Source organism: Bradyrhizobium sp. IC3123, from assembly GCF_020193625.1.
In the GTDB taxonomy this organism is placed as follows: Bacteria; Pseudomonadota; Alphaproteobacteria; order Rhizobiales; family Xanthobacteraceae; genus Bradyrhizobium; species Bradyrhizobium yuanmingense.
Genome location: NZ_JADYVF010000011.1, coordinates 218,604 through 239,254, shown reverse-complemented (window position 1 = coordinate 239,254; position 20,651 = coordinate 218,604). Strand labels below are relative to the sequence as shown.

General features: G+C 65.5%; 22 protein-coding genes. 16 read left to right on the top strand and 6 right to left on the bottom strand.

The window, feature by feature from the left end; genetic code table 11:
- Positions 1 to 140: 140 nt before the first annotated feature.
- Positions 141 to 314 carry a hypothetical protein gene (locus I6F20_RS29395; RefSeq protein WP_192893250.1) on the bottom strand — a complete coding sequence of 58 codons (174 nt, stop codon included), beginning with the start codon at positions 312 to 314 and terminating at the stop codon, positions 141 to 143.
- A 184-nt stretch (positions 315 to 498) separates the two neighbouring features.
- Here I6F20_RS29395 and I6F20_RS29390 point away from each other — a divergent pair, with 184 nt between their 5' ends.
- Positions 499 to 687 (top strand): hypothetical protein, encoded by a 189-nt coding sequence (locus I6F20_RS29390; protein WP_036005037.1) that lies wholly within the window; start codon positions 499 to 501, stop codon positions 685 to 687.
- Here the strand turns inward: I6F20_RS29390 and I6F20_RS29385 are convergent.
- The 5 genes from I6F20_RS29385 to I6F20_RS29365 all read right to left on the bottom strand — a co-directional run bounded on the left by I6F20_RS29385 (position 684) and on the right by I6F20_RS29365 (position 4,597).
- Positions 684 to 1,169 carry a metallophosphoesterase family protein gene (locus I6F20_RS29385; protein WP_109144237.1) on the bottom strand — a complete coding sequence of 162 codons (486 nt, stop codon included), beginning with the start codon at positions 1,167 to 1,169 and terminating at the stop codon, positions 684 to 686. The two genes, I6F20_RS29390 and I6F20_RS29385, sit on opposite strands and share 4 nt — an antisense overlap.
- Before the next feature lie 14 nt (positions 1,170 to 1,183).
- The gene (locus I6F20_RS29380) at positions 1,184 to 1,402 is read right to left on the bottom strand and encodes a DUF6894 family protein (protein WP_057029921.1); all 219 of its coding nucleotides are present in this window, start codon (positions 1,400 to 1,402) and stop codon (positions 1,184 to 1,186) included.
- 123 nt (positions 1,403 to 1,525) lie between these two features.
- The gene (locus I6F20_RS29375) at positions 1,526 to 3,292 is read right to left on the bottom strand and encodes an SDR family oxidoreductase (RefSeq protein ID WP_225128998.1); all 1,767 of its coding nucleotides are present in this window, start codon (positions 3,290 to 3,292) and stop codon (positions 1,526 to 1,528) included.
- Between the two features lie 87 nt (positions 3,293 to 3,379).
- Positions 3,380 to 4,297, bottom strand: coding sequence for a glycosyltransferase family protein (locus I6F20_RS29370; protein WP_225128996.1), 918 nt, complete (start codon positions 4,295 to 4,297; stop codon positions 3,380 to 3,382).
- Between the two features lie 12 nt (positions 4,298 to 4,309).
- Positions 4,310 to 4,597, bottom strand: coding sequence for a hypothetical protein (locus I6F20_RS29365; RefSeq protein WP_057029924.1), 288 nt, complete (start codon positions 4,595 to 4,597; stop codon positions 4,310 to 4,312).
- Between the two features lie 341 nt (positions 4,598 to 4,938).
- Between I6F20_RS29365 and I6F20_RS29360 the strand changes: the two genes are divergently transcribed.
- The 15 genes from I6F20_RS29360 to I6F20_RS29290 all read left to right on the top strand — a co-directional run bounded on the left by I6F20_RS29360 (position 4,939) and on the right by I6F20_RS29290 (position 20,625).
- Positions 4,939 to 6,039: an inositol-3-phosphate synthase gene (locus tag I6F20_RS29360; protein WP_225128995.1), complete on the top strand. Its 1,101-nt coding sequence runs from the start codon at positions 4,939 to 4,941 to the stop codon at positions 6,037 to 6,039.
- On the top strand, positions 6,039 to 6,635 hold the full coding sequence (locus I6F20_RS29355) for a histidine phosphatase family protein (protein WP_109144241.1): 597 nt from the start codon (positions 6,039 to 6,041) through the stop codon (positions 6,633 to 6,635). Before I6F20_RS29360 ends, I6F20_RS29355 begins: the two co-directional genes overlap by 1 nt.
- Complete coding sequence (locus I6F20_RS29350) at positions 6,632 to 7,735, top strand: CgeB family protein (protein ID WP_225128993.1); 1,104 nt, start codon at positions 6,632 to 6,634, stop codon at positions 7,733 to 7,735. The genes I6F20_RS29355 and I6F20_RS29350 overlap by 4 nt, the downstream gene beginning before the upstream one ends.
- Before the next feature lie 2 nt (positions 7,736 to 7,737).
- A complete protein-coding gene (locus tag I6F20_RS29345) occupies positions 7,738 to 8,538 on the top strand; it encodes a nucleotidyltransferase family protein (protein ID WP_109144243.1) in 801 nt (266 codons plus the stop codon).
- Positions 8,535 to 9,302: a TIGR04290 family methyltransferase gene (locus I6F20_RS29340; protein ID WP_074448197.1), complete on the top strand. Its 768-nt coding sequence runs from the start codon at positions 8,535 to 8,537 to the stop codon at positions 9,300 to 9,302. Before I6F20_RS29345 ends, I6F20_RS29340 begins: the two co-directional genes overlap by 4 nt.
- Positions 9,299 to 10,249, top strand: a complete 951-nt coding sequence (locus tag I6F20_RS29335) for a glycoside hydrolase 5 family protein (RefSeq protein ID WP_225128991.1) — start codon at positions 9,299 to 9,301, stop codon at positions 10,247 to 10,249. Before I6F20_RS29340 ends, I6F20_RS29335 begins: the two co-directional genes overlap by 4 nt.
- Positions 10,237 to 11,442, top strand: coding sequence for a phosphopentomutase (locus I6F20_RS29330; protein ID WP_225128989.1), 1,206 nt, complete (start codon positions 10,237 to 10,239; stop codon positions 11,440 to 11,442). Before I6F20_RS29335 ends, I6F20_RS29330 begins: the two co-directional genes overlap by 13 nt.
- A 208-nt stretch (positions 11,443 to 11,650) precedes the next feature.
- Complete coding sequence (locus I6F20_RS29325; protein ID WP_036023669.1) at positions 11,651 to 12,763, top strand: NAD-dependent epimerase/dehydratase family protein; 1,113 nt, start codon at positions 11,651 to 11,653, stop codon at positions 12,761 to 12,763.
- On the top strand, positions 12,763 to 13,824 hold the full coding sequence (locus tag I6F20_RS29320; protein WP_225128987.1) for an SDR family NAD(P)-dependent oxidoreductase: 1,062 nt from the start codon (positions 12,763 to 12,765) through the stop codon (positions 13,822 to 13,824). The genes I6F20_RS29325 and I6F20_RS29320 overlap by 1 nt, the downstream gene beginning before the upstream one ends.
- Positions 13,821 to 15,107: a TIGR04295 family B12-binding domain-containing radical SAM protein gene (locus I6F20_RS29315; protein WP_225128985.1), complete on the top strand. Its 1,287-nt coding sequence runs from the start codon at positions 13,821 to 13,823 to the stop codon at positions 15,105 to 15,107. The genes I6F20_RS29320 and I6F20_RS29315 overlap by 4 nt, the downstream gene beginning before the upstream one ends.
- On the top strand, positions 15,104 to 16,216 hold the full coding sequence (locus I6F20_RS29310) for a glycosyltransferase family 4 protein (protein ID WP_225128984.1): 1,113 nt from the start codon (positions 15,104 to 15,106) through the stop codon (positions 16,214 to 16,216). The genes I6F20_RS29315 and I6F20_RS29310 overlap by 4 nt, the downstream gene beginning before the upstream one ends.
- A complete protein-coding gene (locus I6F20_RS29305; protein WP_225128983.1) occupies positions 16,213 to 17,343 on the top strand; it encodes a CgeB family protein in 1,131 nt (376 codons plus the stop codon). Before I6F20_RS29310 ends, I6F20_RS29305 begins: the two co-directional genes overlap by 4 nt.
- Positions 17,340 to 18,428, top strand: a complete 1,089-nt coding sequence (locus tag I6F20_RS29300) for a CgeB family protein (RefSeq protein WP_225128982.1) — start codon at positions 17,340 to 17,342, stop codon at positions 18,426 to 18,428. The genes I6F20_RS29305 and I6F20_RS29300 overlap by 4 nt, the downstream gene beginning before the upstream one ends.
- Positions 18,425 to 19,549, top strand: a complete 1,125-nt coding sequence (locus tag I6F20_RS29295; RefSeq protein ID WP_225128981.1) for a CgeB family protein — start codon at positions 18,425 to 18,427, stop codon at positions 19,547 to 19,549. The genes I6F20_RS29300 and I6F20_RS29295 overlap by 4 nt, the downstream gene beginning before the upstream one ends.
- Before the next feature lie 11 nt (positions 19,550 to 19,560).
- Positions 19,561 to 20,625 (top strand): UDP-glucuronic acid decarboxylase family protein, encoded by a 1,065-nt coding sequence (locus I6F20_RS29290; protein WP_225128980.1) that lies wholly within the window; start codon positions 19,561 to 19,563, stop codon positions 20,623 to 20,625.
- Positions 20,626 to 20,651: the final 26 nt, after the last annotated feature.

Below are 20,651 nucleotides of genomic sequence, written 5' to 3'. Positions count from 1 at the left end.
GCCACCGGCGCTCCCTCCCCCGCCGCCGCCACCTCCCTGCCCGAATGCCACTCCGGCGGAGGCGGTCGCCAGCACGGCGAGCAGCACCAGACCTGTCCTGCTCATCGACTGTCTCTTGGTGCATCTGTTGAGGTCGAGCATCATCGATCCTGCTGGTAGCCCTGGTTGGTCGTGTTCTGCTTGATGTTGCCGTGGCGGCCCTGGGTATCGAAATTCTCGCGGCCCGGCTCCCGTTCTGTCGGCTCGACGGCCGGATCGGAACCGGGTCCCTTGTTGCTCCGCTGTTCTTCGGGGACTGGAGGCATCTTTGACATGTGCTGCTCCTGTGTCGATGGTTCGCAATGTCGAAATAGAACAATGAGTTGTCGCAGGGGTCGTTCCTGCGCCGATCGCCGCAGCGCGAGACAGGGAACACCGCGCTGCGTCCCGGGTTGATCAGAGGGTGCTGCCGCAGCCCATCCTGCGAGCTCGACAGGGAAACTCTCGACGGGGAAACACATGCCAAAGGCGACTGAACCTGAAACCGATCCGCGAGAGACACCGCTCGACGATCCGCGCCGGAAGACCGATATGCCGACGCACCGGCAGACGGATAAGCCTTGGCAAGGCAATCCCGAGAAGGAACAGATCGATCCGGAACGGCCGCCGCTGGATCTGGAGCGGTGGCAGAAATCGAAGACGCACTAGCAGCGGAGGCCTGCTGGCGTGTCGAGATCGTGAATGACCGGCCGCAGCGGCCCGCCGGAGTGCAGTTCCATCGTTGCCAGCGTAATCGGCAGCTTGAAGCGGCGCTTCCCTGCGCTGCCTGGATTCAGATAGAGCACGCCGTTGACGGTTTCGATCCGCGCGCGGTGGGAATGCCCTGAGACCACGACATCGATCCCGAGCTCGGCAGGATCGATCGTCAGCTCGTTGAGGTCGTGCAGGACGTGGAAGCTGCGGCCGCCGAGGCGCAGCGTTTGTGTTTCGGGAAAGCGTTCAGCCCACGTGCCCCGGTCGACATTTCCCCTGATCGCGGTGACGGGTGCGATGCGGCAAAGCCCGTCCATCACCGCCTGGGCGCCGATGTCGCCGGCGTGGATGATGTGCGAGACGCCGGCGAGGCAGCGCTTCGCCTCGGGCCTCAGCAGTCCATGCGTGTCGGCGATCACCCCAATCATGAACGTCATGTCAGATCACGGCTTCAGTGCACTACATCCAGCGGCATCCGGCCGATTTCCTCACCATCCTCGTTCGTGACGAGGATCGAGAAGTGGCGGCCCTTAAGCTCGGGACGCTCCTCGAGCAGGCGCCGCGCAATCTCTTCGGCGACATCCAGAGCCTTGATGTCGTCCGGCAAATCGGCACCTCCCTCGTCGGCTACGGTTTCAGAATCCACCAAATCAAAATGATAGCGCGGCAACGTCTGGTCCTCGGGTGTTCCCGCAGGAACGCGCGGTCTCAGGGCTTCGTTCCGGCGCCGGAGCCATCTGCGGTCCGGCGGGCGGGCATCGCCGTCGGTCCTCGGCGCGAGATTGCCGCGGACTCACGCGCGCCGCCGCCGCGTCCTCGCGCGGGGTCTGGAACGGCCCGCCCTCGATGCCGCGAATGCCAGGCCGGCAGCGATCCCGAGCACCACGAGCCCCTTGCTGAGCACAGCGGCCGGCGGAACCTGCTTCCGCACCAGCCAGCCGCCGTCGACGGACGTGCCCTGCGGACCCGCTTCGAGCAAGGTCCCTTCGTTCCTTGCTGCTGGACGCGCGCGCGACAGCAGCCAGCGGAATGCGGCTCCGATGACATTCTCGGTGATCTCAGGAGCAACCGCATAGGCCAGTTGCCCGGCGCGCGCCGGCCACCCCACGGCCATCTCGTCACGAGGCGCGCGGACGAGGCGCAGGAGGGTCTGGGCTACATCTTCGGATTGATAAAGCAGCGGACCAGGATCGAGCCTTCGTCCGGAGACGTTGGCGCCGTGAACGAAGCCCGGCGTATCGACCATGGACGGAAAAACGCCACAGACGTGAATGCCGGGATGAGCCCGGAGCTCCTGACGCAAGCTTGCGGTGAAGCCGCGAAGGCCGAACTTGCTGGCGGTATAGGCTGCGGCAAAGGGCGTCGGCGCCCAGCCGCCAAGCGAAATGTTGTTGATCAGGACACCGCGGTTCTGGCGAAGGAAGATCGGAAGCACCGCGAACGCGCCATGCATGGTGCCGAGCAGATTGACCTCGATGGTCCGGCGATGAAGCGCGATGTCTGCATCCTGATAGGCCCCGAACACGCCCGTGCCGGCGTTGTTGATCCAGACGTCGATGCCGCCGAAGGCCTCATCCGCCTCACCGGCCAGACGCTGCACCGCCTCCGCGTCAGTGACGTCGGTCGGCACGGGCAGGGCCCGGCCTCCGAGCGCCTCACAATCCGCAGCAAGCCGCATCAAGACCTCGCCGCGGCGTGCGGCGAGGACCACGCTTGCGCCCTCGCGGGCAAAGGCCAGCGCCGCGGCGCGGCCGATTCCACTGGAGGCGCCGGTGATGACGACGCGCGTGCCGACCATCTGCCCGTGCTCGCGTCCCGAGACGTCCGCGGGAAGCAGCCAGCGCAGGGATCGCCGCAGGCGTGCCGTTCCCTGTGTTTCGAACCAGTCGCCATGCGCAAAGATCACCCGCTCCGGAGTCAGCTTCACGAGCCGCTCGCCCGCAGCCCGCGCCGAACGGCCGCCGAGGCGGAGCAGCAGCCGCAGATAGACCGGGGCCTTCCCGTCCGGCTTGGCAATGCCGAGCAGGCTCGCCGCGGCTGTATTCGAGGCGCTGAGGTGGTGGGGATCGAGGTTCTGCACGATATCCGTCAGAACCAGCGTCCGGCTCCGCCTGTCGAACAGCTCGACCTCCGAGAACATCGGAGCATTCACCGACACCGTTTCGAGGTCGGCGGCCCATTCCTCCGGCGTCGTGTCTCCAAGCTCGCGATCGACGCGGAGGCCGGCCGCCCGCACCTGCCTGCGCGCCGCAAGGCCGCGCGCAGCAAAGATCGCGGCCTGCGGCAGCTGCCTTTGCCATTCTGGCAGGAACATCCAGTGCGCAATATTCGGCGCCAGCAGGTATCTGATCGTGCCCAGCCGCTCCAGCTCTTCGCGCAAAGCCGGCGAATATCTCACCGGCGAATGCAGCACGAGGTCGCCGTTCGACAGGCGGATGACAGTCATCCGCACGGGCAGTTGCAGGCCGGCGGCGTTGATCGGCTTGTCGTTCACGATCCAGATATCGTCGGTCACCTGCGACAGGCTGGCAGTCGACACACCGGCGTCGGAACTTTGCATGAGCGTCTTTCCATTGCGAGGGCGTTGCACCAAAGCGCGTGGGCGGCGCTCGTTCCTCATCAATGTCTTGGAAAGAACGTCTGGAAATCACATCGCCGCGGTCGTTCGACCTCCTTCGAGCCGCACCCGTAGCGCGTTGCGGGCGTCGGCGATGACATCGACCCAATCGCCCGGCCGTGTTTGATGAAACAGCCGCAGGCTCGGGTACCAGAACGAACGCGCACCGGATTGGGGCCAGCGCCAGTCGCAATCGGCATGCAGCAAGACCCAGGCCTCGCATCCCAGCGCGCCCGCAAGGTGTGCCACCATGGTGTCGACACAGATGACGAGATCGAGCTGCCGCAGGCGATGGCCGAGAGCGACGATATCAGGCGTGCTGATGTCCCGTGCCCCGATCGTCGCGAGCTCTTCGGTGCTCGTCCCGCGCTGAAGCGAATGGAGCGTCACGCCGGATCCAGCGAGATTGCGCAGCAAGACGGCCGGAACCTCCCGCCGCTTGTCCCACTCACCGACTTTCCAGACCAGGCCGACGGCCAGACTTTGCAGCCGAAGCGGTTGTACGGCAACAGGAGGGAGCATCAGGTAGGGAACGCGCATCTCGACCTGATCGCGGCGCGCTCTGATAGCGTGCGGCACCTCCATGATCTCGATGTCGACCTCGAAAGCGCTCTCGGGCGCACCATCATGCAGCGGAATGGCGCGATCGACGCCCGCTGCGCCCTCGACCATCGGCAGCAGCTCGGGTTGACACCACAGGGTGACGCTGCGCGCAATCGCGCGAAGCGGCTTCATGAAGCGCAGGAACTGGATGGTGTCGCCGAGTCCGTGATAGCAGCGCACCAGCACGTGCTTATCCCTCAGCTCCTCGCCGCGCCAGATCCGCTGGAGGTGACGCGGGCCAGTGTGCTTCGGCGGATGCGCGATCTCCAGCAAATCTCGATCGTTGATCCGCCAGGCGCGCCCAAAATCGCCCGCCCTGATCGCTTCCGCCCAGCCGCCCGCCATGTCGCGCGGTCGCTAATGTCGCACGAACTTGTGGAATCGACTGAGCTTGCCGTCCTTGGTTCGATCCTGATGCAGGAACGCGATGCCGGCTTCATCGAACTTCTCGAAGAACGCGTCCCAGCTGATGCGATCCAACGCTTCATCCGGCGGATCGAAATCAATACGCAGGATTCCGGCGTGGCCACCCTCCTCCGTCGCCTTCACGGTCGCCGGCTTCCCGCCGCGTTCTTCGGCCCATTTCTGGATGACGTTGTGATCGGTGGTCTCGTGGGCTTCGCTGTTCTGTGCCTTGGATGTCATGTCACACCTCGTTCACTAGGCGGGCGATGAACGCCCGCACCGCATCGAACCATTGGCCGACAAACGCGGGCCGCAGTGATTGGTTCTTCGCGGCAGATACGAAACGGTCCGCGTGAGGCGAGCATCATCTTCTTCATCTTCATCATGAAAGTCGTTCGTTCCGAGCTGGCGGTACGGGACTTTATCCCATGTTAAGCGCGTCGCATTTTGTCGCGATGAATCGGCCCACGGCGTGCCGCTCGCATCTCCTTCCCAGGAACGAACATACCTTCCACACGTTCGCCGACGTACTTACACCGACTCTTGCACCGACGCCGCATGCTTCCGGAGGGCTTCATTCCATGCATTCTCGTCTCCAACACAGGCGCCGCGTGCGCGTCGGACTCGTCGGCGTCGGCAATTGCGCGAGCTCCTTCGTCCAGGGCCTCACCTACTACCGGAACGCCAAGTCGAACGAGCCGGTCCCGGGACTGATGAATGCAGACCTCGGCGGTTACCATATCAGCGATATCCAGATCGCTTCGGCGTTCGACGTCAACGCCAACAAGGTCGGCCGCGACGTCGCCGATGCGATCTTCGCCTCGCCCAACAACACGCACCGTTTCTCCGACGTCGCGCCGACAGGCGTCATCGTGCAACGCGGACCGGTCCTGGACGGCATCGGGCATTATCTCACCGACGACGTTCCAATTGCGAACGTGCCGGAGGCCGACGTGTCCGAAGTGCTGGCGATGTCCCGCACCGACGTTCTGGTCTCCTATCTTCCGGTCGGCTCGCAGCGCGCCAGCGAATGGTATGCGGCGCGCGCCATCGAGGCCGGCTGCGGCTACGTCAATTGCATTCCGGTCTTCATCGCCTCCAATCCGGAGTGGCAGCGCCGCTTCGAGGAAGCGGGCCTGCCGATCGTCGGCGACGACATCAAGAGCCAGGTTGGTGCCACCATCCTGCATCGCGTGCTCGCCAACCTGTTCCGCGAGCGCGGCGTGCGGCTCGACCGCACCTACCAGCTCAATGTCGGCGGCAATACCGATTTCAAGAACATGCTCGAACGGGAGCGGCTGGCCTCGAAGAAGATCTCCAAGACCCAGGCCGTGACCAGCCAGTTCGACGTCCCCATGGACCCCGACAACATCCATGTCGGACCGAGCGACCACGTGCCGTGGCTCACCGATCGCAAGCTCGCCTTCATCCGCCTGGAGGGAACGACCTTTGGCGGCGTTCCCCTGAGCGCCGAGGTCAAGCTCGAGGTCTGGGACTCCCCGAATTCGGCGGGCGTCGTGATCGACGCGGTGCGCTGTGCCAAGCTCGCCATGGACCGCGGCCAGGCCGGAGCGCTGACCGGCCCTTCGAGCTATTTCATGAAATCGCCGCCGCAGCAGTTCACCGACGAGGAGGCCGGACGGCGGACACGCGCCTTCATCGACGACAAGGCGTTTGCGTGATGGCTGGGATCATCCATCTCGTCCGGCACGGTCATCACGCCCTGCTCGGCCGCATCCTGTGCGGCCGGATGAAAGGCGTCGCGCTCGACGATCTCGGCTGTGAGGAAATGGCGCGCTGTGCCGGCACCATCGCGCCGCGGCCATCGCTCATTCAGTCCAGCCCGCAACGGCGCTGTATGCAGTCGGCATGCATCCTCGCGGCGCATTTCAGGCTGCCGGTCGAGATCGTTCCTGCCCTCGACGAACTCGATTATGGCGAATGGACCGGGCGATCGTTCGACGAGCTGGCGCCGGATCCCCGATGGTCGCGCTGGAATGGGCGACGCGGCACCAGCCGCCCGCCCGGCGGCGAGAGCATGCGGTCGCTTCAGAACCGCATGGTCGCTCATCTGGAGCAGCTGCGCGGCGACCGCAATCTCGACGCCGTCGTCCTCGTCAGCCACGCCGAGCCGATCCGCGCCGCGCTGCTGCACTATTCGCGCACGCCGCTCGACCAGTTTCTTTCGATCGAGATCGATCCGGCCAGCATCAGCACGCTCCGCGCCGACAGAAGCGGCATGAAGATCACCAGGATCAACCAACGGGTGACGGCGTGAAGATCATCATCTTCGGCCTGACAATCTCGTCTTCCTGGGGCAACGGTCACGCCACCCTGTGGCGCGGCCTCTGCAAGCATCTCGCGCGTTCGGGACACAGCGTCGTCTTCTTCGAGCGCGACGTGCCCTATTATGCCGGTGCCCGGGATCTCTACGAGCTGCCGGGTGGCGCGCTCCGGCTGTTCGCGAACTGGGACGACGTGCGGCAGGCGGCAAGCGCCGAAATCCGTGATGCCGACGTCGCGATCGTGACCTCCTATTGCCCCGATGCGATCGCCGCGACCGAGCTGATTCTCGCTGAGGATCGTGCCGTTCCCGTGTTCTACGACCTCGATACTCCGGTTACGCTGGCAAGGCTCATCGCCGGCGAGGCTGTCCCCTATATCGGCCCGCGCGGCCTGCGGGACTTCGCGCTGGTGCTCAGCTTCACCGGAGGGCCTCACGTTGCGGACGAATTCCGCACCAGGCTCGGCGCGCGCGACACCCTGCCGCTTTATGGGCATGTCGACACAGACATCCACCATCCGGTTACGCCGCAGCCGCATTATCGCGCCGATTTGTCCTATCTCGGCACCTACTCCGAAGACCGCCAGCGCACGCTCGAGGCGCTTTTCGTCGCGCCCGCGCGGGCGCGCCAGGATCTCCGCTTCCTGATCGGCGGCGCGCAGTACCCGGACGATTTCCCATGGTCGCCCAACATTTATTTCGTGCGGCACCTGCCGCCGTCCGAGCACGCGCCGTTCTTTGCCTCATCGCGGCTGACCCTCAACGTCACCCGCCGGGCCATGGCGGAGATGGGCTGGTGCCCGTCCGGCCGGCTGTTCGAGGCCGCGGCCTGCGGTGCCCCGCTGCTGAGCGACGACTGGCCCGGAATAGCGGACTTCTTCGCGCCCGGAGAAGAGATCCTGATCGCACGCGACGAGCACGACGCGCTTGCCGCACTCGCGATGCCGGATGCCGAGCTCAGGCGCATGGCCCTGCGCGCCTATGAGCGCACCATGGACCAGCACACATCCGACAAGCGGGCGCGTGAACTGATCTCGATGCTCGAGCAGATTGCGTCGAGCCGGGTCAGCCGGCAACAAATCGAGGAGGCCTGATCATGTGGGGCATCGTTCCGGCCGCGGGCCGCGGCAGCCGTATTCAGCCGCTCGCCTTCTCGAAGGAATTGCTGCCGGTCGGCAGCCGGCGCGACGACGGTACCGATCGTCCCTGCGCCGTCTCCGAATATCTGCTGGAGCGCCTCATCCTCGGCGGCGCCGACAAGATCTGCTTCGTGATCTCGCCCGGCAAGTCCGACATCCTCGAATATTTCGGCGACCATTACGGCAGCGCCGAGCTCGCCTATGTGGTGCAGCCCGAAGCCTCCGGCCTGTGCGACGCGGTGTTCAGGGCAAGCACCGTCGTCGGGCGGCACGAAGACGTCATGGTCGGCTTGCCCGACACGGTGTGGTTTCCCAAGGCGGCCCTGCAATCCCTGCCCGAGGCAGACCTCTCGTTCCTGCTGTTCCCGGTCGAGCACCCCGAATTCTTCGATGCGGTGGTGCTGGACGGCGAGCAGGTGACGGAGATCCAGGTCAAGCAGCCGAATGCAGCCTCGCGCTGGATCTGGGGTGCTTTCAAGATGTCGGCCCACGGCTTCCGCCAGCTCCAGGCGCTGTGGCACGCACGCGAACGCCGCGACGAATATTTCGGGACGCTGGTCAATGCCTACCTTTCGGCCGGCGGCAACGGCATCGGGGTCAAGGCCGGCGAATCCTACGTCGATGTCGGCACCATCGACGGCTATCGCACGGCAATGGCCCTGCTCGCCGAGGGCGTCGAGGGCCGTTCCAAGTCGCGGACCCGCGCCTCATCGGACGGGGCCCGGCCGGTCTCAATGAATAACGGAGCGATTGCATGACCAGAGGCGCCCTCTCCCGCGAGGAAATCCGCCAGCGCGTCGATGCGCTGGGGCCATGGTTTCACAATCTCGACCTCAAGGGCGTGCCGACAGCGCCGTCGCACTTTCTCGGCGACTACCCCAATGTGAAGTGGCAGCGCTTCTCCGGCATCATTCCGGACCGGCTCGAAGGCAAGACCGTTCTCGATATCGGCTGCAATGCCGGCTTTTACGCCATGGAGATGAAGCGGCGCGGCGCCGAACGCGTGCTCGGCCTCGACACCGACGAAGAATATCTGGCCCAGGCCCGCTTCGCGGCCGAGGTGAACGGGCTCAGGATCGAATTCCGCAAGATGTCGGCCTATGATGTCGGGCAGCTGCGCGAAAAGTTCGACCTCGTGATCTTCATGGGCGTGCTCTACCATCTGCGACACCCGCTGCTGGCGCTGGACCTGATCCATGAGCACGTCGCCGGCGATCTCCTCCTGTTTCAGTCGATGCTGCGCGGCGACAGCCGGGTCGATGCGATCGAGAAGAATTACGACTTCTGGACTACCGATCAGTTCGATTCCTCCGGCTACCCGAAGCTGCACTTCATCGAGCACAAATATGCCGACGACCCCACCAATTGGTGGGTGCCCAATCGCGCCTGCGTCGAGGCCATGCTGCGCAGCGCCGGCTTTGCCATCGCGGCCCATCCGGAAGAGGAGGTCTATCTGTGCAAGCGCACGACGCGGCCGCAGGTCGACGGGCCGGTTTATCCGTCACGGGAGGCGAGCCGATGATCGAGGCGGCCAAGATCTGGAACGAGCCCAACAACAAGTCGCATTGGGACCTCCTGATCGACCCGGACTGGGCGATGTTTGCCAACCTGGCGCTCGCGGCCGGCAAGGCCATCCGCAGCGCGCATCCGACCTTGCCGCGCGTGCTCGGCGGCATTTCGCCGATCGACCCGTCCTTCATGCGCAGCATGCAGGCGCGTGGCGTGCTCGATCACGTCGACGCCGTCGCCGTGCACGGCTTTCCGCTCGACTGGAATTTATGGCAGATCGGAGAATGGCCGGCCAAGATCGAGGAGATCAGGGCTGTTACCTCGCTCCCGGTCTGGGTGACCGAGGTCGGCGTCTCCTCCTTCGGCGCCGAGGAGGTGCAGGCCTGGGGCCTGTCGCGCACCGCCGACCTTCTGATCGGCCGCGCGCCGCGCATCCACTGGTACAGCCTCTATGATCTCCCTTCGGCCTGGGAGGCGACCACGCGGCACAAGGAGGCCGAGGGGTCCTCCTATTACCGGCATTTCCACATGGGCCTGCTGCGCGAGGATGGAACGCCGAAAGCCGCGGCGGAGCTGTTCGGCCAATACGCCGCCGACATGGGCCTCTGCCAGTGGTTTCATTTCGAGGACCATCGTCTCGATGATGCCGTGCGCTGGATGCGACGGTTCGGCGTGCGGCACTTGCGGACCGGCCTGTCATGGGCCGACAGCTTCCGCCCCAACGCACTGGACTGGTTCGACCGCCAGATGGATGCGCTGGCCGAGTTCGAGATCACTGTGACGTTCTGCTTCACGCCGGAGCACCGCGGTCTCGAACCGCATCACACCAGCCCGCCGCTCGACGTGAACGAGTTCGCCGATTTCTGCGCGCAGATGGTCGAGCGCTATTGCACGAAGACCGGTCTCGCCTCCTCTAGTGGCGTCTCCCCGCCGATCAGGGAGCCGACATGCGTGCCCTGATCCTGGTGATGGATTCCGTCGGAATCGGCGCCGCGCCCGACGCCGCCAATTACGGCGACGAAGGTGCCGACACCATCGGCCACATTGCGGATGCATGCATGGCCGGGCGTGCCAATAGTCCGCAGCGGGAGGGGCCGCTGTGCCTGCCAAATCTCGTGGTGCTCGGCCTCGGCGAGGCCTGCCGCCTTGCGACGGGGCGCGTCCCGCCCGGGCTCGACGGCCGGGTTCAGGGTGCGCGCCATGGATGCGCCAGCGAGATATCGAGGGGCAAGGACACGCCATCCGGCCATTGGGAGATCGCCGGCGTGCCTGTCGCGTTCGACTGGGGCTATTTTCCAAAGATCCAGCCCTGCTTCCCGCGCGATCTCGTAACAAAGCTGTGCGAACAAGCCGGACTGCCCGGCATCCTCGGCAACTGCCACGCCTCCGGCACCGACATCATCGCCGAATTCGGCGAGCGCCACATGCGCAGCGGCGAGCCGATCTGCTACACCTCGGCCGACAGCGTGTTCCAGATCGCGGCGCACGAGGAGACGTTCGGGCTTGAGCGGCTTTACGACGTTTGCACGATCGCGAGACGGCTGGTCGATCCCCTGAACATCGGCCGCGTCATCGCGCGTCCGTTCGTCGGAACGGACGCAGGCAATTTCAAGCGCAGCTCGCACCGGCGCGATTTCTCGGTTCCGCCGCCCGAGCGAACCATCCTCGACCTTGCGGAAACTGCCGGCCGCGACATCGTCACGATCGGCAAGATCGACGACATCTTCGCTCATCGCGGCACCGGGAGAAACCTGCGCGGCGACGGCAATGCAGCGCTGTTCGATGCCACGCTCGATGGGCTTGGAGGCCTTGCAGAAGGCGGGCTTTTGTTCGCCAACTTCATCGATTTCGACACGCTCTACGGCCACCGCCGCGACGTCGCCGGCTACGCAGCGGCGCTCGAAGCTTTCGACGCCCGCCTCCCCGAGCTGCTGAGCCGGCTGCGAAGCGACGATCTCCTCATCATCACCGCCGATCATGGCTGCGATCCGACCTGGAGCGGCACCGATCATACGCGCGAGCAGGTCCCGATCCTGGCGTGGACCGCGCAGTCAACGGCTCCGATCGGCCGACGCGCCGGCTTTGCCGATATCGGCGCGACGGTTGCAAGACATCTCGACCTGCCGGCGCCACTTCATGGCGCGCATTTCTAGCCGGGATTCTAGCTGGGATTCACTTGGGTTATTGATCCAGGTTAGAGAAATTTTCGTTTGTAGGTTTCGCAGGAACGAACATTCCTTGCACCGCTTCTAACTCCCAGACGTGACTGGCGCGCAGGTCGCCCGACCAAGCAAAGGCGCGCTTCAACTCTCATCATCGGCTGGTCCGAACGGATCGGTCCCATGCGGCACGGAGCGGTGAATGACGCGAGTATTGATTACCGGAGGCGCGGGATTCATCGGTTCGCATACGGCCGACGTGCTGCTTGCGGCTGGCTATGAGGTCCGCCTTCTCGACAATCTCTCTCCGCAGGTCCATGGCGGCAACCGTCAGCGGCCCGCTTATCTCGCGGACGATGCCGAGCTCGTGGTCGGCGACGTCACGGACAGCGTCGCCGTCGAACAGGCCTTGCGCGGCGCCGACATGGTCCTGCATCTCGCCTCCGCCGTCGGCGTCGGCCAGAGCATGTACGACATCGAGCCCTATGTCAGGACGAACGAGCTCGGCACCGCCGTGCTGCTGCAGGCGCTGGCGAAGCGACCGGTCGCACGGCTGGTGGTGGCGTCCTCGATGAGCATCTACGGCGAGGGCCTGTATCGTGATGCCGTCGGCAACGTCGTGGCTTGCGACGAACGACCGATCGGGCAGCTTCGCCAAGGAGAGTGGGAACTGCGGGATCATGCAGGCCATGCGCTCGATCCCGTGCCTACGCCTGAGACCAAGCAGCCGTCTTTGAGCTCGATCTACGCGCTGAACAAATATGCGCAGGAGCGGATGTGCCTGATCACGGGCAAGGCCTACGGCATTCCGACGGTCGGCTTGCGCTTCTTCAACGTGTTCGGTCCGCGGCAAGCGCTGTCGAATCCCTATACCGGGGTGCTGGCCATCTTCGCCGCGCGGCTGCTCAATGGCCGGCCGCCGCTCGTCTTCGAAGACGGCCTGCAGCGGCGCGACTTCGTCCACGTGCACGATGTCGCCCGCGCCTGCCGCATGGCGCTCGAATCCGACCACGCCCAGGACGTCTTCAACGTCGGCTCGGGCCAGAGCCGCACCATTCTGTCGGTAGCCGAGGATCTTGCCCAGGTGATGGGACGGTGTGAGATCGCTGCCGAGATCACACGGAAATACCGTGCTGGCGACATCCGGCACTGCTTCGCCGACATCGGCAAATCACGCGACCTGCTCGGCTTCGAGCCGCATGTCGCGTTCAAGGACGGGCTCGAAGAGCTCGCCGGGTACCTCGCCGACCAGATCGCCGACGATCAGGCGGAGCGGGCGACCCGTGAGCTGCTGCAACGAGGGTTGGTCGCGTGATGAGTGAACAAGACAACAGACCCGTCCTGGTCACCGGCGGCTGCGGCTTCATCGGCTGCAATCTCGCCGACCGTCTCGCCGAACGCGGCGACCGCGTGCTGGTGCTGGACAATCTCGCCCGCGCCGGCGTGCGCGAGAACGCGCAATGGCTGAAATCCCGGCATGGCGACCGCGTCGCGATCACGGTGGCCGATATCCGCGACCCCATTCCGGTGATCGACGCCGTGCGCGAGGCACGCGCCGTGCTGCACCTCGCGGCCCAGGTCGCCGTCACCGACAGCGTCAGCGATCCCTCGGCCGATTTCGAGATCAACGCCCGTGGCACGCTGAATGTGCTGGAAGCCGTCCGCCTGCACAACGCCTCGGCCCCGGTGATCTTCGCCTCGACCAACAAGGTCTACGGGCGCCTGATCGAGGACAGCGAGATCACGCTCGCCGGCCGCCGCTACATGCCGGTCAATGATCTGCTCGCTGGCGGCATTTCGGAGAACGCGCCGTTGGACTTCTACAGTCCCTATGGATGCTCAAAGGGCACCGCCGATCAATACGTCCACGACTATGCCCGGGTGTTCGGGCTGCAGACCGTGGTGATGCGCATGAGCTGCATCTACGGGCCGCGGCAATTCGGCACCGAGGACCAGGGCTGGATCGCACACTTCCTGCTCAGCGCCATAAGCGGCAATCCGCTGACGATCTATGGTGACGGCAAGCAGGTCCGCGACGCGCTGCACGTGTCGGACGCGGTGAGCGCCTGGCTCGCGGCGCTCGACCACATCGCGCTGGCGCGCGGGCGCGTCTTCAATCTCGGCGGCGGTCCTGCGAATGCGATCAGCCTGCTCGAGTTGATCGACCGCATCACCGAGCTGACGGGCCGCAAGGTCAGCTATCGCTTTGCGGACTGGCGACCGGGCGATCAGCCCTGGTACGTGACCGACACGCGGGCGCTCGCCACCGCGCTCGGCTGGACGCCGCAAATGCCTCTCGCCGATGGCCTGCGCTCGCTCCACACCTGGCTCGACAGCCGCTTCGGATCACAGAATAGAAGCGAGGCCCTGGCATGACGCGGGTCGCCCTCATCAATCCGAACTGGGATTTTTCGGGCAGCATCTATTTCGGCTGCCGCTCGCCTCACCTGCCGCTCGAGCTCGGCATCTCCGAGCACTATCTGAAGGCGGCCGGCCACGACACGTTGCTGCTCGATGCGCATATGTTCGATCTCTCCCTCGCTGAGATCGAGGCCGAGCTGCGCGCCTTTGATCCCGACCAGATCGTCTTCACCACCGCACCGACCTATCTGTTCTGGCGCTGCGCGCCGCCCGAGCTGCGCGTGCCGCAGCAACTCGCCATCGCGGTGCGGGACCTTGCGCCGACCCTGATCGCGGTCGGCCCGCATGGTTCGAGTACGCCGAAGACCGCCCTGAGGAAGCTTGGCGTCGATATCGTCGTGATGGGCGAGTGCGAGGCGTCCCTGCTGCGTCTCGCCAATGGCGAGCGAGACTTTCCCGGCCTGTGCTTCGCCGACGGTGCTTCGCTCCGGGTCAATGGCGCGCCCCAGGCGGTCGCGTTCAGCGACCAGCCCGCGCTCGACTGGCCGGAGGATATGATCCGGCGTCACCACCACCATCATCATCGTTTCGAGGCCGAGCCGATTGCGCCGGGCGCCGAGGTGGAGGCCTCGCGCGGCTGTCCGTACAATTGCACGTTCTGCGCCAAGGAGAATTTCCGCAACGCCTATCGCAAGCGGCCGCCTGCCGTCATTCTCGACGAGATTGATCGTCTGCGCCGTCACGGCATCGAGTACGTCTACTTCATCGACGAGATCTTCCTTCCCAATCGCGAGCTCCTCGAGGGCTTGACGACACGCGGGCTGAAGTTCGGCGTGCAGACACGGATCGATCTCTGGAAGCCCGACATGCTCGCCCTGCTCGGGCGCGCCGGCTGCGTCTCGATCGAAGCCGGCATCGAGAGCCTCACCGTGGAAGGGCGCGCGGCCCTCGCCAAGAATTGCAAGATGACGACGGATCAGCTCGCCGACCGGCTGGTCGAAGCTCGCCGCCACGTCCCCTTCGTGCAGGCCAATTTGATCGAGGTGCCCGAGGACGACGATCCCGTGGTGCAGCGCTGGCGCCGCACCATGCAGGATGCCGGCGTCTGGGCCAACGATCCCGTGCCGCTCTACCCCTATCCCGGCTCTCCCGACTACCGCAAGCTCTGGGGCGAGCCCGACGACGTCGCCTGGGAGCGCGCACACCGGCACTATCTCGCGATGTTCGACCAGTTCAGCGACGTGCAGAACGGTCGCCCGGTGCCACTCGACAGCCTCGAACTCCAGGTGGCCTCATGAACCGTGGCGCCGACATCAGGATCATGATGACGACCGACACGGTTGGCGGCGTGTGGACCTATTCCTGCGCCCTCGCCACAAGTCTCGCTGCGTCCGGGGCCGACGTCACGCTGGTGACGCTGGGCCCGCGGGCGCGCGTCGATCAGCGCCAGATGCTGCACGAGACTAGCGTTCACCTGATCGAGACGGACCTCGCACTCGAATGGCAGGACCCGGAGGGCCAAAACGTTTCCGACGCAAGGCGCGTGCTTGCAGACCTGGAAGCCAGATTGATGCCCGACGTTGTGCATCTCAACAGCTTCCGCGAGGCGACCTTTGCCTGGCAGGCCCCGACAGTGCTGGTGGCGCATTCCTGCGTAAATTCGTGGGCACTCGCCTGCCACGATACGGCCTGGCTTGGCGAGCCCAAATGGCGCCGCTACAGCGAGCGGGTCGCCGCCGCGCTCGACGCGGCGCAGGCCTGGGTCTGTCCGAGCCGGGCCTTCCACGACGACATCACGGCGATCTACCAGTCGCGATCGCGCGGCGCGGTGATCTGGAACGGAATTTCGCCACGCGCCCCGTCTGGGCGAAAGCAGGACCTGATTTTCGCGGCAGGACGGCTGTGGGACCGAGCCAAGAACATCGAAGCGCTCGCCGCCGCCGCGCCTGGGCTGGATTGGCCGGTCGAGGTGGCCGGTCCTATCGAAGCACGCCTGCCAGCGGGTATCACCTGGCTCGGAGAGCTGCCGCACGCGGCGCTGGAGACGCGCCTGCAGCATGCAGCGATCTTCGTCAGCCCCGCGCTCTATGAACCGTTCGGTCTCTCGGTGCTGGAAGCCGCCGCAGCTGGCTGCGCGCTGGTCCTCTCCGACATCCCGACGTTCCGGGAATTGTGGCGCGGTGCAGCCTTGTTCGTCGATCCCGCCGACAGCGGCGCGCTGCATCGGGCCCTGGCAGAGCTTTGCGCTGACGATATCGGCCGCGCAAAGCTGCAGCGCGCCGCCTATGAGCAATCCCTGACCTATTCGCTGACGCGCATGACGAGCGCCTATCTCGGTCTCTACCAGGATCTGATCGCATCGCGCCGGACGAGCGCCGCGGCCAGCCAAATCGAGGTGCGCGCATGAAATGCGTCCTGTTCTATCATGCCTTCACCTCCTGCTGGAACAACGGCAACGCGCATTTCCTGCGAGGCTATGCACGCGAGCTCCATGCGCTTGGGCACGAGGTGGTCGTGTTCGAGCCCATCGACGGCTGGAGCCGCCTGAACGCCATTCGCGAAGGAGGGAGTCATGCGATGGAGGACATTCCCGCCCTCTTCCCCGGCATCGACATCCGCCGCTACGACACCAGCCTCGATCTCGAGCGGGCGCTTGATGGCGCGGATCTCGTCATCGTGCATGAATGGAATTCGCCGGATCTCATCGCGCAGATCGGGCGCAGGCGGGTGCAAGGCGGGTCCTTCACCCTGCTCTTTCACGATACCCATCACCGTGCGGTCAGCGCGCCCGACGAGCTTGCGCAATTCGATCTCGACGGATTCGACGGCGTGCTCGCCTTCGGCGAGGTGCTTCGGCAGATCTATCTGAAGCTCGGCTGGGCGGACCGGGTCTTCACATGGCACGAGGCAGCGGACGTTGCGCTGTATCACCCGTTGCCCCAGGTCGAGCGGACCGACGATCTGGTCTGGATCGGCAATTGGGGCGACGGCGAGCGCAGCGCCGAGCTGAACGAGTTCCTGGTCGAGCCCGTGGCGGAGATGAAGCTCCGCGCCAGCGTCCATGGCGTGCGCTATTCGGATGATGCGCTCCGCACCATCAGGAGCGCAGGCATCCGCTATGGCGGCTGGCTGCCGGCGCACTGGGCCCCCGTCGCGTTCGCTAGCGCGCGCGCGACCATCCATGTGCCGCGCGGGCCTTACGTCGCCCTGCTGCCGGGCATCCCGACCATCCGCGTGTTCGAGGCGCTGGCCTGCGGCATTCCCCTGGTCTCGGCACCCTGGTCGGATGAGGAAGGCCTGTTCCCCGAGGGCGCCTATCTCAGCGTTGCCGACGGCGCGCAGATGAAGCATGCGCTTCGTATCATCATCGACGATCCGGAATTCTCTGCCGCGATGGTGGAGACCGGACTGAAGGTCATCCGGGATCGTCATACCTGCCGCCACCGCGCCGAGCAGCTCATCGACATCGTCACCGACCTCAGGGATTCCAGCCGTTCGGCACGGCCTCAGCACGACATCGGAGCCGTTGCATGAAGATCTGCTTCTTCGGATCCAGCCTCGTCTCGTCCTACTGGAACGGCGCTGCCACCTACTACCGTGGCATGCTGAAGGAGATCGCGGCGCTCGGCCACGAGGTCACCTTCTACGAACCCGACGCCTTCGACCGCCAGTCGCATCGCGACATCGACGAGCCGGATTGGGCCAAAGTGGTCGTGTATCCCGCGACCGCCGACGGCTGGCGCAGCTCGCTCGACACAGCCGCACAATCGGCCGACATGCTGGTCAAGGCCAGCGGCGTCGGCGTCTTTGATCTCGAGCTGGAGAACGCCGTCGCCGCGCTGCCCTCGCGGCTGACGCGGATCTATTGGGACGTCGATGCTCCCGCCACGCTCGAGGCGATGGAAAGCGATCCGCAGCATCATCTGCGTCGCGCGATCCCATACTACGACATGGTCCTGACCTATGGCGGCGGCGAGCCCGTCGTCTCCGCGTATCGATCGGTGGGCGCGCGGGACTGCGTGCCGATCTACAACGCGCTCGATCCGGCCACGCATTTTCCGTCGCCGCCCAATCCGCGCTTTGCCTGCGATCTCAGCCTGCTGGCGAACCGCCTGCCCGACCGTGAGAGGCGCGTCGAGCATTTCTTCCTCGACGTTGCACGCCATCTGCCCGAAAAGTCCTTCGTGCTCGGCGGCTCCGGCTGGGACGACAAGGACGCCTCCGCCAATCTGCGAAAGGTCGGCCATGTCGGCACCGCCGATCACAACGCGTTCTTCGGCTCGGCGCTCGCCACGCTCAACGTCAATCGCGACAGCATGGCGCGCTATGGCTTCTCACCGCCGACGCGGGTGTTCGAAGCGATCGGCGCCGGCGCCTGCCTGATCACCGACGAGTGGGCCGGCATCGATCATTTCCTCGAACCCGGCCGCGAGGTGCTGGTGGCCGCCGACGGAGCCGAGGTGGCCGAGCACCTCACCGCGCTCGATCCCGAGCGGGCCCGGTCTATCGCCCGCCGCGCCCGCGCACGCATCCTCAGCCAGCACACTTACCGGCAGCGCGCCCGCCAGTTCAACGATCTCTTCGTCGCCCACAGCTCCCGAATCGAGGCAGCAGAATGAACCTCTCCATCGTCGTCATCGGTCTTTCGGTCACTTCGTCCTGGGGCAACGGTCATGCCACGACCTACCGCGCCCTGATCGAAGCGCTGGCGCGACGAGGTCACCGCGTCACGTTCCTGGAGCGGGACGTGCCCTGGTATCGGGATCACCGCGACCTGACCAAGCCCTCTGCCTGGACTGTCGAATTGTACCATTCTTCGAAAGATGTTCCGCGCCAGTTCGGCAAGCTGATCCGCGATGCCGATCTGGTGATCATCGGCTCTTATGTTCCCGACGGCATCGCCCTCGCCGAATGGACTACGACGCACGCGAGGGGCATCACCGCGTTCTACGACATCGACACGCCGGTCACTCTGGCGCGGCTGGAGCAAGGCCTCGCCTATCTCTCGGCGGCAATGATCCCGCGCTTCGATCTCTATCTGTCCTTCACCGGCGGACCGGTGCCCGGCATGATCGAGCAGAGCTACGGCAGTCCGCTCGCGCGTGTGCTTTACTGCAGCGCAGACGCGGAGATCTACGCGCCGAAGCAGGCGCCGCCGAAATGGGCGCTCGGCTATCTCGGGACCTACAGCGAGGACCGGCAGCCCGTTCTCGAGGAGCTGCTGCTGGCACCGGCGCGCACGCTGCCGAGCGATCAATTCGTCGTCGCCGGCGCGCAATATCCGGACAATATCGCGTGGCCCGCCAACGTTACGCGGATCGAGCACCTCTCGCCGAAGCAGCACCCGGAGTTCTACGCGGCGCAGCGTTTCACGCTGAACGCCACCCGCGCCGACATGAAGGCGCTGGGCTTCTCCCCGAGCGTCCGGCTGTTCGAGGCGGCGGCCTGCGGCACGCCCGTGATCTCGGACCGGTGGCCCGGGATCGAGACGATCTTCGCGCCCTCGAAGGAAATCCTGCTGGCAGCCAGCCCGCGCGAGGTTGTCGAGATCCTGCGCGACATGCCGGACGAGCAACGGCGCACGATCGCCCACAACGCGCGGCGGCGGGTGCTCGCCGACCACACCCCCGACCATCGCGCGCGGCAGCTGGAGACCTATTACGCCGAGGCAGCCGCGCGGCGCCGCCGCAAGACGGCGCCACTCCCCGTCGTTCGCCCCATGCAGGTCGCCCAACTCTGAAAGGCCACGTCATGACGCTCCAGACCCGCATCCACGCGTCCCGCCGCTCGCCGACGGTCCTGGTCGCCGGCGGCGCCGGCTTCATCGGATCGCATCTCTGCGACGCGCTCCTGCAACGCGGCAGCATGGTGATCTGCCTGGACAATTTGTTCACGGGAACCACCGACAACATCCGGCCCCTGCTCAACCATCCGAACTTCCGCTTCATCGAGCATGACGTACGCGATTCCATCGAGATCGAGGGCGAGATCGACCGGATCTACAGCCTCGCCTGCCCAGCCTCGCCCCGCCATTATCAAGTCGATCCGGTCGGAACGATGAAGACATGCGTGCTCGGCTCGATCAACCTGCTCGAACTGGCGCGGCAGAAGGGCTCCCGGATTCTTCAGGCCTCCACCAGCGAGGTCTACGGCGACCCGGAGGTGCATCCGCAGCCGGAATCCTATCTCGGCAACGTCAATCCCGTCGGGCCGCGGGCCTGTTACGACGAAGGCAAGCGGGCCGCGGAGACGCTGATGTTCGACTATCGGCGGATGCACGGGACGGAGATCAAGGTCGCGCGCATCTTCAACACCTACGGCCCGCGCATGCTCGAGAATGACGGCCGCGTCGTCTCCAACTTCATCGTGCAGGCGTTGCGTGGCGAGCCGATCACGATCTACGGCCAGGGCACGCAAACCCGCAGCTTCTGCTTCGTTGACGATCTCGTGCGGGGGCTTCAGCTCCTGATGGAGAGCCCCGCCTCGGTCAGCGGTCCGTGCAATCTCGGCAATCCGCACGAGGTCACGATCGAGGCCATCGCCCGTGAGGTGCTGGCATGCACCGAATCTGCGTCCCCGCTGCGCTTCGAGCCCCTGCCGAAGGACGATCCCAGGCGGCGCAAGCCTGTGATCGACGCCGCCGAGAAGATCCTGGGATGGCGTCCGAGGGTGGCATTGAAGGACGGCCTTCAAGCGACCATCGCCTATTTTGCGCTCCGTCTCGCCGGGGAATCGCCCACGCTCGTGCCGGCCATCGCCGCGCGCAGGACGCGCCCTCCAGCACGCGGCCGCCTGACGATGTCCGAGCAACCGTGAAGGCAAATCCTTTGACAGGCTAGCCC